Annotated in this window: 13 protein-coding genes; 8 read left to right on the top strand and 5 right to left on the bottom strand. The window is 53.1% G+C overall.

Annotated features, from left to right (window positions below; translation table 11 throughout):
* The first annotated feature begins 200 nt into the window (after window positions 1-200).
* From PHC90_05775 to PHC90_05790, 4 genes are all read left to right on the top strand, one after another.
* Window positions 201-1,583: an MBL fold metallo-hydrolase gene (locus tag PHC90_05775; protein MDD3845854.1), complete on the top strand. Its 1,383-nt coding sequence runs from the start codon at window positions 201-203 to the stop codon at window positions 1,581-1,583.
* Window positions 1,584-1,628: 45 nt separating this feature from the next.
* The gene (locus tag PHC90_05780) at window positions 1,629-2,342 is read left to right on the top strand and encodes a SprT family zinc-dependent metalloprotease (GenBank protein ID MDD3845855.1); all 714 of its coding nucleotides are present in this window, start codon (window positions 1,629-1,631) and stop codon (window positions 2,340-2,342) included.
* Between the two features lie 16 nt (window positions 2,343-2,358).
* Window positions 2,359-2,883 (top strand): Ivy family c-type lysozyme inhibitor, encoded by a 525-nt coding sequence (locus PHC90_05785; GenBank protein ID MDD3845856.1) that lies wholly within the window; start codon window positions 2,359-2,361, stop codon window positions 2,881-2,883.
* 116 nt (window positions 2,884-2,999) lie between these two features.
* Window positions 3,000-4,001, top strand: a complete 1,002-nt coding sequence (locus PHC90_05790; protein MDD3845857.1) for a methyltransferase — start codon at window positions 3,000-3,002, stop codon at window positions 3,999-4,001.
* Window positions 4,002-4,028: 27 nt separating this feature from the next.
* Here PHC90_05790 and PHC90_05795 read toward each other — a convergent pair whose 3' ends face one another.
* The 4 genes from PHC90_05795 to PHC90_05810 all read right to left on the bottom strand — a co-directional run bounded on the left by PHC90_05795 (window position 4,029) and on the right by PHC90_05810 (window position 8,044).
* On the bottom strand, window positions 4,029-4,604 hold the full coding sequence (locus tag PHC90_05795; GenBank protein MDD3845858.1) for an NAD(P)H-dependent oxidoreductase: 576 nt from the start codon (window positions 4,602-4,604) through the stop codon (window positions 4,029-4,031).
* Window positions 4,605-4,641: 37 nt separating this feature from the next.
* The gene (locus PHC90_05800; protein MDD3845859.1) at window positions 4,642-4,800 is read right to left on the bottom strand and encodes a hypothetical protein; all 159 of its coding nucleotides are present in this window, start codon (window positions 4,798-4,800) and stop codon (window positions 4,642-4,644) included.
* Window positions 4,801-4,890: 90 nt separating this feature from the next.
* Window positions 4,891-5,946, bottom strand: coding sequence for a mechanosensitive ion channel family protein (locus PHC90_05805; protein ID MDD3845860.1), 1,056 nt, complete (start codon window positions 5,944-5,946; stop codon window positions 4,891-4,893).
* A 307-nt stretch (window positions 5,947-6,253) separates the two neighbouring features.
* A complete protein-coding gene (locus PHC90_05810; protein ID MDD3845861.1) occupies window positions 6,254-8,044 on the bottom strand; it encodes a carbamoyltransferase C-terminal domain-containing protein in 1,791 nt (596 codons plus the stop codon).
* A 687-nt stretch (window positions 8,045-8,731) separates the two neighbouring features.
* Between PHC90_05810 and PHC90_05815 the strand changes: the two genes are divergently transcribed.
* From PHC90_05815 to PHC90_05830, 4 genes are all read left to right on the top strand, one after another.
* Window positions 8,732-9,466, top strand: coding sequence for a hypothetical protein (locus tag PHC90_05815; GenBank protein MDD3845862.1), 735 nt, complete (start codon window positions 8,732-8,734; stop codon window positions 9,464-9,466).
* Window positions 9,467-9,704: 238 nt separating this feature from the next.
* Window positions 9,705-11,078: an ammonium transporter gene (locus tag PHC90_05820; protein MDD3845863.1), complete on the top strand. Its 1,374-nt coding sequence runs from the start codon at window positions 9,705-9,707 to the stop codon at window positions 11,076-11,078.
* Between the two features lie 14 nt (window positions 11,079-11,092).
* A complete protein-coding gene (locus PHC90_05825) occupies window positions 11,093-11,431 on the top strand; it encodes a P-II family nitrogen regulator (protein MDD3845864.1) in 339 nt (112 codons plus the stop codon).
* Window positions 11,432-11,750: 319 nt separating this feature from the next.
* A complete protein-coding gene (locus PHC90_05830; protein MDD3845865.1) occupies window positions 11,751-13,307 on the top strand; it encodes a sigma 54-interacting transcriptional regulator in 1,557 nt (518 codons plus the stop codon).
* A 51-nt stretch (window positions 13,308-13,358) separates the two neighbouring features.
* Here the strand turns inward: PHC90_05830 and PHC90_05835 are convergent, their stop codons facing one another.
* Window positions 13,359-14,873, bottom strand: coding sequence for a sigma-70 family RNA polymerase sigma factor (locus PHC90_05835; protein MDD3845866.1), 1,515 nt, complete (start codon window positions 14,871-14,873; stop codon window positions 13,359-13,361).
* Between the last annotated feature and the right edge of the window lie 557 nt (window positions 14,874-15,430).

A 15,430-nucleotide genomic window follows, 5' to 3' on the forward strand; every position in this document is an offset into this window, starting at 1 on the left:
CGAAACCAGCGGGAAAGGCAAGATTCATTGGAACCGTTGGAGCGGCTCTGACCATTCTTTCTGGTTCTAGCGGAGCTAACGGTTCCAGCAGTTCTTTTCAGGTTTTCTTGGGTTGTAATAACGGTCCGTTGCAGGTATAATCAAATGGTTTTAAGCTTAGATCCAGTGCGGTTCCATATTATTTTCTGCGGGGTGGGCAAATGAAGATCAGATTTCTGGGTGCTGCCAGAAAGGTTACGGGGTCGTGTTTCCATCTGTTAACGGATGGCACCCAGGTGCTTGTGGACTGTGGGCTGAATCAGGGCAGGAATTCCGATGCGCTTAACCGGGAGCCCTTCAAGTTTCAGCCTGAACAGATCGAGTCGCTGCTTCTTACCCATGCGCACCTCGATCATTCGGGGTTGATACCGAAGCTGGTGGCCGATGGTTTTTCGGGCAAGATCCTGACCACCTCCGCCACGGCGGAACTGGCCGAGATCATCCTCCTGGATTCGGCGCACATTCAGGAAAAGGACGCAGAATGGCATACGAAGAAGGCGCTGAGAGCAGGCAGGAACGAGGTTTTTGAGCCCCTTTACAACTCCGAGAACGTCAAGCACTGCCTCCCTTATTTTGACAAGAACGGCTACGACTCAGTGAAGGAGCTTTCGGAAGGGCTCAGATTCAGGTTCATCGATGCAGGGCACATAATGGGGTCGGCGACGCTTGAGCTGTGGTTCCGCGACGGCGCAAGGGACAAAAAGATCGTTTTCTCCGGGGATATCGGCAAGAATGGGAACCCCATTATAAGGGACCCCCAGCACGTCACCGAGGCGGATTACGTTGTTGTCGAATCCACCTACGGGAACCGTTTCCATAAGGACCTGGAGGCGAGCATCGATGAGTTGGAGAAGGCCATAAAAGAGACCTTCAGACGCGGCGGGAACGTTTTGGTGCCTTCATTTGCCATAGGCAGGACGCAGGATGTCCTCTATATCCTGAACAGGCTGGTGAAGGAAAAGAGGCTTGAGGACCTCGACGTTTACGTGGACAGCCCGCTTGCCGACAAGGCAACGAAGATATACATGGCACACCCCGAGTTTTTCGATGCCGAGGCTCTGAATACTTTCAGGTTCAGAAGCGCCGACGGTATGCGGATCCACTTCACGACCCTCGTCGAGGAATCCCAGAAGATCAACCGGATCAAGTCAGGGGCCGTCATCATTGCAGGCAGCGGGATGTGCGAGGGCGGCAGGATCCGCCATCATTTCAAGCATAATATCTGGAGACAGGAGTGCAGCATCATTTTCACCGGTTTCCAGGTGCCTGGGACCCTTGGCCGGTACATCGTCGACGGGGCGAAAAAGGCCTATATCCTTGGCGAGGAAATGGCCATACGGGCAAAGGTATATACGATCGGCGGGTTTTCGGCCCATGCCGACCAGGGAGAGCTCCTTGAGTGGCTCGGTGCTTTTACGAACAATCCCCGGGTCTATATCGTTCACGGTGAGGAATCCGTTTCCCTTGAGTTCGAGAAGACCGTGAGGGAGAAACTGGGACTCACGACATACGTGCCCCATCTTGGAGAGGAACTGGAGATCTGAAGGCCCGGAGACTGGTCCGGGAAAGCCACAAACCAGAGAGGGAACGTGGAAGGACAGGCTTCTCTCTTCAATGACACGGATCTGCTCAGCTACCAGATAGTCCGCAGCAAGAACCGCAAGCGAACGATGACCCTGAAGCTGGAACGCAATGGGGCGGTTATCATCCTTGTTCCCGAAAAGACGCCGAATGAGGAGATAGACTGCTTCTTCAGGTCGAAGATTCTCTGGATAACGAAAAGACTCGAGGAATATCGGAAACTCGTCGGCAAGACGGGCGGATCCAGGCGTTATGTGACGGGGGAGAGGTTTTTCTATCTTGGCGAAGAGTATCCTCTGGAGGTCATTGATGGAAGGTCGGCAAAGCTCAGCCTGTACCGGGGGGTATTCCGGTTGTGCAGCGACCACAACGCTGATGGCCGTGAGATGTTCCGCGCCTGGTACAGGGCGCGGGCGCGGGATATCTTCGCTGAACGCGTCGATTTTTACGGCAGACGCCTTGACCTGTCATGGAAGGGGATACGGATAACAAGCGCCAGGACCCGCTATGGTTCCTGTTCCTCCGACGACAGGCTCTCCTTCAGTTATCGCCTCGTCATGGCTCCCTATGATGTTATCGACTATATCGTGGTCCATGAGCTTGCCCACATCAGGGTCAAGAACCATTCGAAAAGATTCTGGGAATATATCGAGAAGGTGATGCCCGACTACAAGCGGCGCAAAGAGTGGCTCGCAGCAAGGGGCCATCTCCTGGATATATAGCCGGCAGGGAGAGGCGATGAAAAAGATCATGATCTCAATTGCGGCAACGATGGTCCTTTTGCTCTTCGGCTCCATTGATATCCATGCCCAGTCGCTTAAAAAGCACCCGGCCGGAAAGCAGAAGAGCGGAAGGTCCAGGATCGTGATCGAATATGTCTCCTTTCCGGAAGAGTACAAAAAATATGAGGTCTATCCCTGGGAGACGGTCAAGGTGGACGATTTTCAGACCGCCTATTTGGCGATGACCCAGGGAGGGAAGTTCGAGGACTGGGTCAGGTCCCTCTCGGGCACCGCCACGGGCAAGAACCGGATGATACGGGCGTTCAGGGAGCGTTTCGTCCTTATCGTGTGCTGTAAGCCCCACATGTGCGATTTAAGCCAGATCATCGTGCTCTACGATCCCGTGAAGAAGAAGACCTTCGGCATACTTGCCGTCGACGGCACGTTTTCATGGTTCGGGAAGCCTCCCGAGAATATAAAGGACCTTCTCAACGTACTCCTTGTGGAAGAGTTCAAGGCCATATACAGGGGCCAAAGCTGACGTATCTTTCCCGGAGCGGCCGTCTTTTGCGGCCAACCGTCGATGTGCTATAATGCAGTATTCGTGACCCATGTCGCAACTCACTGAACATGGCCGGAAATCCCAAGGAGATTGACATGATCAAACATGCACCATACGGTTCCCTGATGTCTGACGCATCGGCCTTCACGAAGAGCAGGGTGGTCCTTTCGGCGGCGGAGCTCGATATATTCACGCTTCTTGACGGGACGCCCGAAACGCCCGCCGCGCTGGCGAGGAAGGGAGGGTTCAATGCCCGGGCCCTTTTGCGTATCCTCGACGCGCTGGCCGCCCTTGGTCTTCTCGCAAAAGAGGACGGATCGTACTCTCTCACGGAAGACGGATCGCTCCTGTCGTCCCGTCATCCCCAGTCGGTCCGCCCCATGGTTCTCCATATGAACAGGCTCTGGGACACATGGGGTGATCTTTCAGGGATCGTCAGAAAAGGGCTGAAGGGGAAGCGCAAACACGCAGCCCGAATGGATCCTGAGACCCTCGCGGCCTTTATCGGAGCCATGGATGTCATAGGCAGGGACCTGTCGCTTGAGATAGCTGATTCCTTTGACCTTGACCGTTACAAGAGGCTTCTTGACGTGGGAGGGGCATCGGGAACCTACACGGCGGCCTTTTTGCGGAAGAACCTGCACCTCAGGTCAACGATCTTCGACCTCGAGGCGGTCATCCCCATGGCTCGTGCGAAAATAGCGTCGGAAGGTCTTTCGGGGAGGGTGGACCTGTTTCCGGGAGACTTCTATAAGGACGACCTTCCCGGGGGTCACGACCTCGTTCTCCTATCGGCCATAATCCATCAGAACGATCTCCGCCAGAATATCGATCTCTACCACAAGGCCTTCAATGCCCTCGTCCCAGGCGGTGCCATACTGGTCCGCGACCATATCATGGACGAGACCCGTACCGCCCCGTCCGCAGGAACGCTTTTTGCCATCAACATGCTTGTCAATACCCGCGGCGGCGGCACGTATACCTTCAATGAGGTAAAAGAGGGTCTGACAGAAGCGGGCTTCGAGGGTATCACCCTCCTGCGCGCCGGCGACAGGATGGACTGCCTCGTGGAAGGAAGGAAGCCTCTGAAATCGTAAAGAAGCGGACGGGCGCGAGGTATGTTCCTAACGCGCCTGATTCAGCTTTCGCGCCCACTTTGCCAGTTCGGCCAGAAGGTCTTGTATCAATTGCCTTGTCCGGTCGTCCGTCAGGTTGCCCGAGGTGTCGAACTTTTGTTCGCTGAAGGGCACCATGATCTCCGGCCTGTTCAGGACAAAGCAGTTGAAGAATACCAATGTCTGCCGCAGGTGGTACTGCGCTCTGGCAGTGCCGAGCATGCCGATGGAGGCGCCCATGATGGCAACGGGTTTTCCCTCGAAGGGGTTCGTGCCGTAAGGTCTCGACGCCGCGTCGAGGGCGTTCTTCAGGACGCCAGGGACAGAGTAATTGTATTCCGGCGTAGCCATGAGGATAGCGTCAGCGGCCTTGACCCTCTCCTTGAACTCCCTGACCTTCTCATGAGGTTCGTTCTCCAGATCCTGATTGAAAGGAGGGATCCCCTCGATGTCGAATATCTCCAGTTCCACATCCTGGGGAGCAACCTCTGCGGCGGCCTTGAGAAGCATCCTGTTATAAGACCCTTTCCTCAAACTTCCCGCAAAACCAAGTATCCTCACCGTTGCGCTTTCTCTGACAGTCATTGAAACCTCCTCATGTCGCATGTGCGATATAATGATGTTAAGCCGTCTCACCGGAGGTGTCAACGATATGATAGGCCGTGATGCCAGCCGTTCCCCGGTCATTCGGGAGTTCCTGTACAGCGGATACGTTGCCCATGATCAGGTTATACGCTTGAATGGATTGGGATTCCATGATGGGGGTGACCCTCTCTCTCATGGGAATTTCCAGCTGAGAGCAGAAGAGATCACGAGGCTCCTCTTGCAGGCGACCGCGGACTTCCTCAAGACCCGGGAAAGTCTTTTGATGCTACTTTGCTTCACGTTGGATGTAAAGCGTTTGAGTCGGGTAGGCAAACTCGATGCCTTCTTCCTCAAAGCGTCGAAATATCTCCTGGTTGATCGTTTCCTGAACATCCATATAAACGCCATAGTCGGAGTTGGTCACAAAATAGACAACCTCAAAGTTCAGCGATGAATCCCCGTATTCCTTGAAATGCACTCGATCGAACCGGGCCTGCTCCTGTCCCTTGATTATATCGGTAACGATCTCCTTGATGGTCTTCAACTTTTCCAGAGAGGTTTGATACACGACCCGAAAGCTAAAGGCAATGCGTCTTTCTTCCATGCGCTTGTAGTTGCGGACACGACTTTTCAAGAGGTCATTGTTGGAAAATATCAATTGCTCTCCGCTGAGACTGCGGACTCGCGTGGTCTTCAGGCCAATATGCTCGATGGTACCCGAAAAAGAATCCACCACAATAAAATCGCCGATGACAAAGGGCTTGTCCAAAATAATCGACAAAGAAGCCAGAAGGTCACCGAGTACGTTCTGAACCGCCAGAGCCACGGCAATACCGGCTATCCCCAACCCGGCGACGAGGCCTGTGATGTTAACACCAAGGTTGTCCAGAATTAAGAGGAAAGCGATAGTCCACGAAATAATGCGTACTACAAATCCCAGAAAGGTTATCGTGGTGGCGCTGGACGCGTCCTGATCCATGCGTTTCTGAACGTTCCGACCAACTCCAAAAGAAATGGCGGCGCTCGCCCAGAACCCGCCCTGCAGGATCAACGCAAGTATGGTAGCCTTCTGCCACAGGGAGGCGATGGAAGGTTTCAGCGTGATCAGGAAACATGCCGCGTAAACGGACGCGACAAGCACGATGAAGGTCTTTGTGTTTGCAAGGATGTGCACCAGGAGGTCGTCAATGTTGTTATCCGTTGCGGCGCTCAGCTTGGATAACCGTCCGATAACAAGGCGCAAAATGCTTTTCAATACAGCGAACACGACTATCAGGGTGCAGACTGCGAGAAGCCAGTTCTGCACTGTGTTGCCGAGATAGACCTTTGTCAGTAACTCCATCTGTCTTCCTTCCTTATGTGTGGTATGGAACAACAACCCCAGACTGTCTGGTTTCCATTGTCCTGATCCACCAGTCAAGACACAAAGCATAGAACAAGGAGGTTTTGTATGTCAACCCGGAACCCGGCCGCAAGGATTATGGGTGTTTTGCCCAGGGAGGCATATGCCGTAAATAGCTTTTTCCATGAGCCAGAGGCCGGGGCAGACAACGGGGAGTTCTCGTTGATCATCTGGAAAGAGGGCGCTGAGACATTCGACCTTTCGGTCCAGGATCGCGGGCAGCGGAGAATAAGTCAAAAGCCGCGGACTACGCCTGCCCCCTCTTTTTGGAAAACAGTTTACCGAGCCATTGCCTCTGTCGGATATCAACCGCCTTGAGCTTGTTCTCATCGATAACGGGACCTCGAACAAGCTCCTTGGGGGCTGTTGCTTCGATAAGATAATCGTCGATAATGAGATAGTCCATCTCTGTGGACATAAAGCATCTCAGGGCATCCCGGGGTGTCTCCACTATGGGTTCTCCGGCTATGTTATAGGACGTGTTGAGGATGACAGGCACATTCGTTATCTGATAAAACTCCCTGATGAGATCATAATACCTGCCGTTTGCTTCCTTTGTGACTGTCTGCACCCTGGCGGTACCGTCAACGTGTGTTATGGCAGGTACAAGATGCTGCTTATCCTTTTTCACCTCGGCAATGAGGAGCATATAAGGGCTCTCGCAATCAAGATCGAAATACTCGGACACGTTCTCGAGAAGGACCGATGGTGCAAAAGGTCTGAAACCTTCCCGGTGTTTCACTTTTGCGTTCAGAACATCCTTCATCTCCGGTTTTCGCGGATCACAGATGATGCTTCTGTGACCGAGGGCACGGGGGCCTATTTCGCTCCCTCCTTCGAACCAACCGAGTATCTTGCCCTGTGCCAGTAACTGCGCGGCTTTTTGTGCTATATCGCGCTCTTTCGTAAAACTGATGTTCTGCATGGTGTGGAGATCGGAGAGGGTCTCCTCCTCGTTGTAAGCCCGGCCAAGATAGGCGTTTTGAAGGCGATACTTGCCGGGTAGTTCCCGGTAAACACAATGGGCGCCATAGAGGACGCATCCCAGGGCGATTCCCGAATCGCAGGCGCCTGGCTGAATGAATATCTTTTCAAATGGTGTGTTGTCGAGTATCTTTTTGTTGGCAACGCTGTTGAGCCCCACGCCGCCGGCATAGCAAAGGTTCTTTGAGGGGCTTACGCGGTAGAGATGACGGGCGATCTCGATCAGGGCGTCTTCCGTGGCCTTTTGGACGGCATAGGCTATTTCGGTATAAAGACCGTCGGGGAGCTCTTGCTGCTCCCTTGGGGGAATATCCGGAAAAAAGCGTTTACGGTACAGATCATTATGGCGGACGAAATTCTTTTCACTTCTTGATAACGCCACGCCATCGAGAATCTCCACAAAGGGCTCATCGATAGTTCGTCCCGGCTGCCCACCGTAAGGGGCAAGACCCATTACCTTGCCGGAGCCGAAATCGCCAAAATTGAGGAACACCGATGTGCCCATATAGGCAAGCCCGATGCCGTTCATAAAGCCGGGGACGGTGTAATCCTTCCTGATGCTTGTTATCTCACTTCCTGTTGCCCTGTAGAAAGACTGGACCTCTTCAAAATTCTTCAGGTCTTTGATGGGGAGGCCACGGAGCATGAATGGCAGCGGTTTCTCCGTTTCAATCTCGAAGGCGCTGCTTCCCAATCCATCAACGACCATTACGGCGGCTTCGTCGAAGGGGGATGCAAAGAAAGCGCTTGCGGCATGGGCTTCATGGTGTGAAATGGTGTGGAGCTTTCCCGAGTAACCCAATCCTTCCCGTATGCTGTCTCTTGTCTTGTCCTTGCCGTCCTTGCCATAACGTGTAATGCCTACGATCAGGTCAACATCGTTGATATTCCTGAGCCCCGCTGCCTTCAGAAGATAATCGACGGACAATGCCGGGAAATTCCCGGAATGCTTGCGCCTGTCGACCCTTTCTTCGGCAATGGCCATCAATTTCCCCTCCGATATGAGGGCCGCTCCGGTGTCGTGGCCGAATATATGAAGACCCAAGATGTTCATAGTTTTCTCCTGGCTGGTTTTTGCGATGCTTGTTGACTATAACAGAGCGGTCTGATGCAGTCAACGGCAAAGAGGGGAGATGATCGTCGGTTGCCGGGAGGCTGCAGCATCCCCGTTGGTGTGGTATTTTCCCTGTCCGCAGAAGGCCCGGTTTGGACCGGATGCTCACACAACCGAAATAGGCTGTGCTGATAGCCGCGGTGGGGTCAGAGGTCGCGTTCGATGGCGCCGTGCAATTATACAATTATGTAAGACAGCAGCCGGAGGACCTACTTTTCTGTAGGATATAATCCTTTGCCGGGATATGCTCAATCGGACCGGATAAGGGGTGGGCTCGATAGGAGTAATAGCTGAACATCTGAATATCATTCGTTAAAGTCAGTTAGGTATGGCCGGGCCAAGGCTGCCGGTTGGTTCTGGCACACCCATTGCTTTAGTACGAGCAAGGCTAAGGTACAAGACACAGGCGTCTTCGACCAACGTGGGTTTGGAGGCGCCTGTGTCTTTTTCTTAAAGGAGCAACGATCGCATGCACATGCATGGGAACGAAATCTCAGGAGGTATATCATGAATGGGTGTAAAAGGGTTCTCTTGTTGTTGGTTGTTTTTTTGTGTTTTCCGCTTTGTTCTGTTTTCGGTGAGGAGCCAAAGAAGGATGAGGAACCGAAGGTAGCAGGCTCGGGTGCTGTGGGTGTATATAATCGGTATATCTTCCGGGGCTACGAGATAGGAAAGAGCGGTCTCGTCATCCAGCCGTCCCTCACTGCGTCCTACAAAGGTTTTTCCGCGTCCTTTTGGGGCAATGTGGACACGAATCAGAGAAGTACGAAAACTGCTGACTTTTCCGCGGAGAGCAGGGCATTCAAGAAGGGATGGAATGAGACCGACCTGACCTTAAGCTATACCTATGCCATCGACAAGCTTTCTCTCACCGGCGGCTATATCTTTTACGGGACAAAGTATTGCGATGAGACGGAAGAGCTTTTCGGGTCCATCGCTTATGACATTCTATCGAAACCGACCCTCTCCATTTATCGGGACATCACGAGCTACAAGGGCACCTATATCAACCTTTCCTTCGCTCACTCCATCCCGGTTCATAAACAGATAACCCTCGACCTGGGCGCTTCCTTCGGCTACTTCGTCGGGGAGAGCGATTACTGGAAGACCTATGAGAGGTCGACCGGCGACTACACGGGAAGCAAATACAAAGGCCTCCATGACGGCATGGTCAAGGCCGGGCTTACGATCCCTGTTACAAAATCCTTCTCGATCCAGCCTGTAGTCCAGTACTGGTTCCCCCTTTCGGGAGATGCAGGGAAGGAGTACCCTTCAGCCGCCGATATATCCGACTCGTACAACCCCAACGGGCCCGTAGGGAACAATGTCGTCTACGGTATCGGGTTTACATACGCTTTTTAGGCTGAATACCATTGTTCCGCAATCCGCAATGATGCGGTGATGTGGAGCCCTGATCGGTCAGGCCGGCCGGTTTGATGGAAGAAGACTCCGTCGCGGCCGCCGCAGCGAAGCGGAGAAACCCTGATCGGTCAGGTTAAGATCGTAACAAAGAACGTTGGGCTCTCACGGGAATACGGTCCGCATCAGGCGGGCGACCTTGAGGTACAAAAGAACAGAGATGGATCAAGGAGGCTTGATAATGAAAAGAGTTCTGATGTTCCTGCTATTGAGTTTCATGATTTTCGGGATGGCCGGTGCCGGTCTCGCAGAGACAGCGCCGGACCCTACCGGCGCAAGGACCCTGGCGGCCAATGCACAGGCGCCCGTCGACTATGTCTGGGTCCTGGTGTGCGGTTTCCTGGTGATGTTTATGCAGGCAGGTTTTGCGATGGTTGAGGCGGGCTTTTGCCGGGCAAAGAACGCAACGAACCTGATGGCAAAGAACGGGATAGACCTCATCGTCGGTTCCCTTGGTTTCTTCGTCATCGGGTATACCCTGTTGAAGGGCACCGACGTCGGGGGGTTCATCGGCATGGGCCCCCTGTTTCTGGGCGGCGATCAATACGATGTCGGCAGGTACCTCGATTTCTTCTGGCAGCTGGTATTCTGCGCAACGGCTGCGACCATAGTCTCGGGCGCGGTGGCGGAGCGTCTGAAATTCTCCTCCTATCTGGTCTACAGCATAATCATCAGCATGCTTGTGTATCCGCTGTACGGTCACTGGGTGTGGGGCGGCGGATGGCTGTCAAAATTGCCATTTGGCCTGGGGCATCTTGATTTTGCGGGTTCGGGCGTTGTACATACGATAGGCGGGATGTTCGGACTTGCGGGAGCCATGGTCCTTGGACCGAGATTTGGCAAGTTTACAAAGGACGGGAAAACAAACGCCATCCCGGGACACAGCATCACCCTGGCAGCTCTCGGAGTTTTCATACTCTGGTTCGGATGGTTCGGGTTTAACCCGGGTTCCACTTTCAACGCCCATCACCTCAGAATATCGGTCATAGCCGTCAATACCCTGCTCGCTGCATCCGCAGGCGGGTTTGCCGCCCTGATAATCGTTCTTATGAAGACAAAGATATATGACGTAGGCATGATGTTCAACGGCGTCCTTGCGGGTCTTGTCGCCGTGACCGCGCCATGTGCGTGGATAGAGGCATGGGCCGCGGTAGTGATCGGATTGATAGCCGGGATACTGGTGGTTGTCGGCGTGTATACGCTTGAAAGGATGAAGATAGACGACCCGGTGGGTGCGGTGTCGGTACATGGCGTTAACGGTATCTGGGGCCTTATAAGCGTCGGCATATTCGCCGACGGCACCTACGGCAATTACGCAATGGAGGCACCATTCGTGAAGGGGCTTCTTTACGGGGGCGGTGCGGGCCAGTTGATCTCGCAGGTGATAGGCGCCGCTGTCGCTGGACTATGGGCTTTCGTATGCGGATACGTCCTGTTCAAGATACTGGATGCCATTATTGGCATAAGGGTTTCTCCTAACGAAGAGATTGGAGGACTGGATGTGATTGAACACGGAGGCTCGGCCTATCCTGACTTTTATACCCAGGGCAAATAAGGAGGGGTGAGGAAATGCAAAAGATAACAGCGGTAATAAGGATGGAAAAATTCGACGACGTGAGGGCTGCGCTTGAGAAGAGGGGATATCCCGGTATCTCCGTCACCAGAATTGAAGGTCACGGAAAACAGAAAGGCCTAAGGCAGCAATTCAGGGGGCGTGAATATACGATAGAGATGCTTCCGAAGTATGAATTGGCCATTGTCGTCAGGGATGGCGATGTGAAAGCGATCGTGAACACGATCATGGAGGCGGCCCGTACCGGCTCGGCGGGAGACGGTAAGATATTCGTCTCGCCCATCTCCGAGGTCTATCGGATCAGAACAGGTGAGATCGGCGACGAAGCTCTTTAAGCTGTCCCGGTGCAAAGGGGTTCAATGCGGGGTCGTCCTAAGGACGCCCGCGTTCCCCAGCCGGGACCCGGCCGTGCGGGCGGCGGTCTATCGGGCACCCCGTGAGAACCTGGAAGGAGTGCGCTGAGATAGCGCGTCGTTGACAACAATCCTGATGTACTGTAGAATAATCCTGTCACAGTGATGTGACGGACAATGGCGTTCATCGGGAACGCCATTTTTATTTGAGACGAAGGCGTCTTGCCCTCCCGAAAGGGGACGGCAAGACGCCTTTTTGCTGGACAACGTCAACCGGCTGGGCCGAAAAAGGGAACCTTACATGGAAGACCAGGGAAACCGCGAGATAAAGGAACTTTCTCTCCTCTTTGATATCAGCGCCAGGCTGAGCGAGAGTCTTGATCTCAAGACGGTGCTGAAGCCGATCCTTCACCTCATTGCCGAGCACATGGACATACCCCGGGGAACGCTTACCATTCTCAACAGGGCGAAGGGAGAGATTGCGATCGAGGAGGCGTACGGTCTTGGTCCCGACGAACAGGCAAAAGGCAGGTATCGCATGGGTGAGGGCATTACAGGGAAGGTGATCGATACCGGCCAACCCATCATTGTCCCCAACATCGCCGACGAACCCCTTTTCCTCGATAAGACCGGATCGAGGAGACATGTTAACAAGAGGGATTTTGCCTTCATCTGTGTACCTATCAAGATAGGCAGCGAGGTGATCGGCGCCATCTCTGCCGACCGGCTTCACAATGAAGGTATGTCGCTTGAGAACGATGTCCGCCTTCTCACGATCATCGCATCGAGTATCTCCCAGGCCGTGCGCCTTCGTCAGCTTGCGCAGGAAGAGCTCGAAAAGATGATGGAGGAGAACCGGCGTCTGCAGGACCAGTTGAAAACGAGATATGGTATGAAGACCATCGTGGGCAACTCAAAGGGCATGCAGACCGTATATTCCCTGATCGACAAGGTGTGTTGCACGAATGCCACCGTATTGATACTGGGAGAAAGCGGTGTCGGCAAGGAGCGCGTGGCCCAGACCATTCACTATAGCTCCAACAGGTCCTCCCGGCCCTTCGTCAAGGTCAACTGCGCGGCCCTGCCGGAATCCTTGATAGAGAGCGAGCTGTTCGGCCACGAAAGGGGCTCGTTTACCGGCGCGACGATGGCACGCAAGGGTCGGTTCGAGGCGGCCGAGAATGGCACGATCTTTCTCGACGAGGTAGGTGACCTGCCGCCGGTGGTTCAGATAAAGCTGCTCCGTGTCCTGCAGGAAAAGGAGTTCGAGCGCGTCGGCGGGAACTGTGCCATAAAGCTGGATGCGAGAATCATCACCGCAACGAACAAAGACCTGGAAACCCTTGTCCGGGAGGGGAAATTCAGAGAGGATCTTTACTACAGATTCAACGTCTTCCCTATCCTTGTGCCGCCTCTTCGGGACCGGAAGACCGACATCATGCTCCTCGCCGACCATTTTATTCAGAAATACAGCATGGAACACGGCAAAGAGATCACAAAAGTATCAACGACCTCAACGGATATGCTCATGAACTACCACTGGCCGGGCAACGTTCGGGAACTGGAGAACTGTATTGAAAGGGCGATCATTCTTTGCACCGATGGTGTCATCAACGGGTACCATCTTCCGCCAAACCTCCAGGGCGGACAGGCGGACGGGCAGGAAAGGACCATTGGCGGTTTCAAGGATATCATGGCCAGAATGGAGCGGGAAGCAATTCTGGAGGAGTTGAAGAGAGCAGGGGGCAACATGGCGAAAGCCGCCCGAACCCTTGGTATCACCGAGCGGATGATGGGATCAAGGGTGGCGAAGTATGAGATCGATCCCGGTTGGTTCAAGCAGAGGTCAGAGGGTTGATGACCTGCCCCCAATAAACCGGTCCAGCTGCCGCGCCAGAGTCTGGGCGGATCACTCCTGGAAACTCTCCAGTTTTTTTCGCCTTAACGGGTGTCGGAGCTTTCTGAGGGCCTTGACCTCGATCTGACGAATACGCTCACGGGTCAGCCCAAAGACATCACCCACTTCTTCCAGAGTGAAATCGGTCTTCTCGCCGATGCCGAGCCGCATCCTGATAACCTTCTCTTCTCGCGGAGTAAGCGTTGACAAGACTTTGTCTATCTCCTCCTTGAGAGAGATGTCTACGAGTTCTATAAAAGGTGAAGAAGCCTTTGGGTCTGCGATGAAATCACCGAGCTTGGATTCGTCGTCCCCGACCGGAGTTTCGATCGATACAGCCCCACCGGAAACTTTCATGATCTTTCGGACCTTCTCCAGGGAAAGACCGGCCTTAAGTGAAATGTCTTCGAGGTTCGGTGTTTCCCCCAATTCCTGGAAGAGGGCCGTGGTAGCCTTGTTTATCTTATTTTTGGTCTCAAGTATATGGACCGGCACCCTGATAGTCCGTCCGCAATCTGCAATTGCCCGTGTTATGGCCTGCCTGATCCACCACGTCGAGTATGTGGAGAACTTGTAACCTTTCTGATAATCATATTTTTCAGCCGCCTTCATGAGCCCCATGTTGCCTTCCTGGATAAGATCAAGGAATGAAAGCCCACGGTTGAGGTATCTCTTGGCAATATTGATCACAAGTCTCAGGTTTGCCTGAACGAGCCGGTTCCTGACGATCTTCAGTCCATTCTCAATTTCTCCGAGTTCCGTCAGTTTCCGCCTTACGATACTTGCCTCGCCATCCTTCATCAAGTTCATCTGGTGCGTGATCTTCCTGATGATTTCCACGAGAATCTTCTTGCTGAGCTTGAGATTCAGCAGGATGCTTTCCGCTTTGTCCTCGACCTTGCGCAGATCGTTGGCAAGTTCCTTCCTGCCTGGTCTGTCGGTTCCCGGCAATGCCTTCTTTATTCCTTCCTTTTTCTCGTGAAGGCTCTTTATGGAATTGATGGAGGATATGGTCTTTTTCTTATATTTCTCCTCGTCCTTTTGCGTAAGGTTCATTTCATCAATATTGTTGACCACATCTACTATGCTTATTGTCCCTTCCTTCAATTGCCGACCTATCTCCAGGAGTTCGTTCACCGCCTGGGGCAGCTCAAACAGAATGCTCTTTGCTCTTTTTTCTGCTTCTTCGATCTTTCCAGCTATCTGGCTTTCTTCATCGGACGTGAGAAGGGATATGCGTCCCATATCCTTCAGGTAGGCCCATATTATGTTATCGGTCGTCTCTGAAGGTACTTTTTCAATCCCTCCCGCGTCTGCGCTTTTTTCGCTGCGCGGCCCAGCCTTTTCGTGAATTGTCTCGACCAGGTCGATATCAGATTCTGAAAAAAAGTCGAATACATCCTCAACATCTTCGGAAGAAAAGACTTCCCGAGGAAGGCAATCCTTGATCTCATCGGGCTCAATAAAGCCTTTTTCCATTCCCCCGTCCAGCAGGTCTTTTACCTTGGTAGTATTATTTATCGCCATTCTTAACCTCAAAAGTAAAATGCCCTTTCTCTGCAAAAGGGCATTTGAATTCACGTGCCTAATGGATTGATAACATTATACATCTATTCTTGCGCTGCGTCAAGCGTTGGTCTGTTTCGGGCACAATAACATACCGTTTCCGCTGCCACCCCGTCATCATGAGAATATCGAAACGCATACAACCCTGGGCGCCATCACGGTTTCAGGATACTGAACTGTCCCTGTTTATTGTACCACCTCTAGAGTTGGTTTCTCAATCAAATTGTGTGCTCCCCAAAAACTGGACCGGTTTGTCGGGGGCAGGTCCAGTGATCCTTGCTACCTGTGGCTGGTCTTAGCCTGTGTTTTCCGATACTGTGTCGGGATTCTTTGTGCTGCCTTCGCCCATCGTCTGCCCCTCAAAGCTTTGGGACTCCGCACGTTCAATTTCCTCGTCGGTGAACTTTTGTTCATATCCACCTCCTGTTTACAGTATATCCCACATTCGAGAGATTGATACAAGATTAAGCCCCCCGGGGAACCGTGGGCTTTCGGAGAAGAAGATTCGTGTTTATTCG

This window comes from Syntrophorhabdaceae bacterium (assembly GCA_028698615.1).
Lineage (GTDB): Bacteria > Desulfobacterota > Syntrophorhabdia > Syntrophorhabdales > Syntrophorhabdaceae > Delta-02.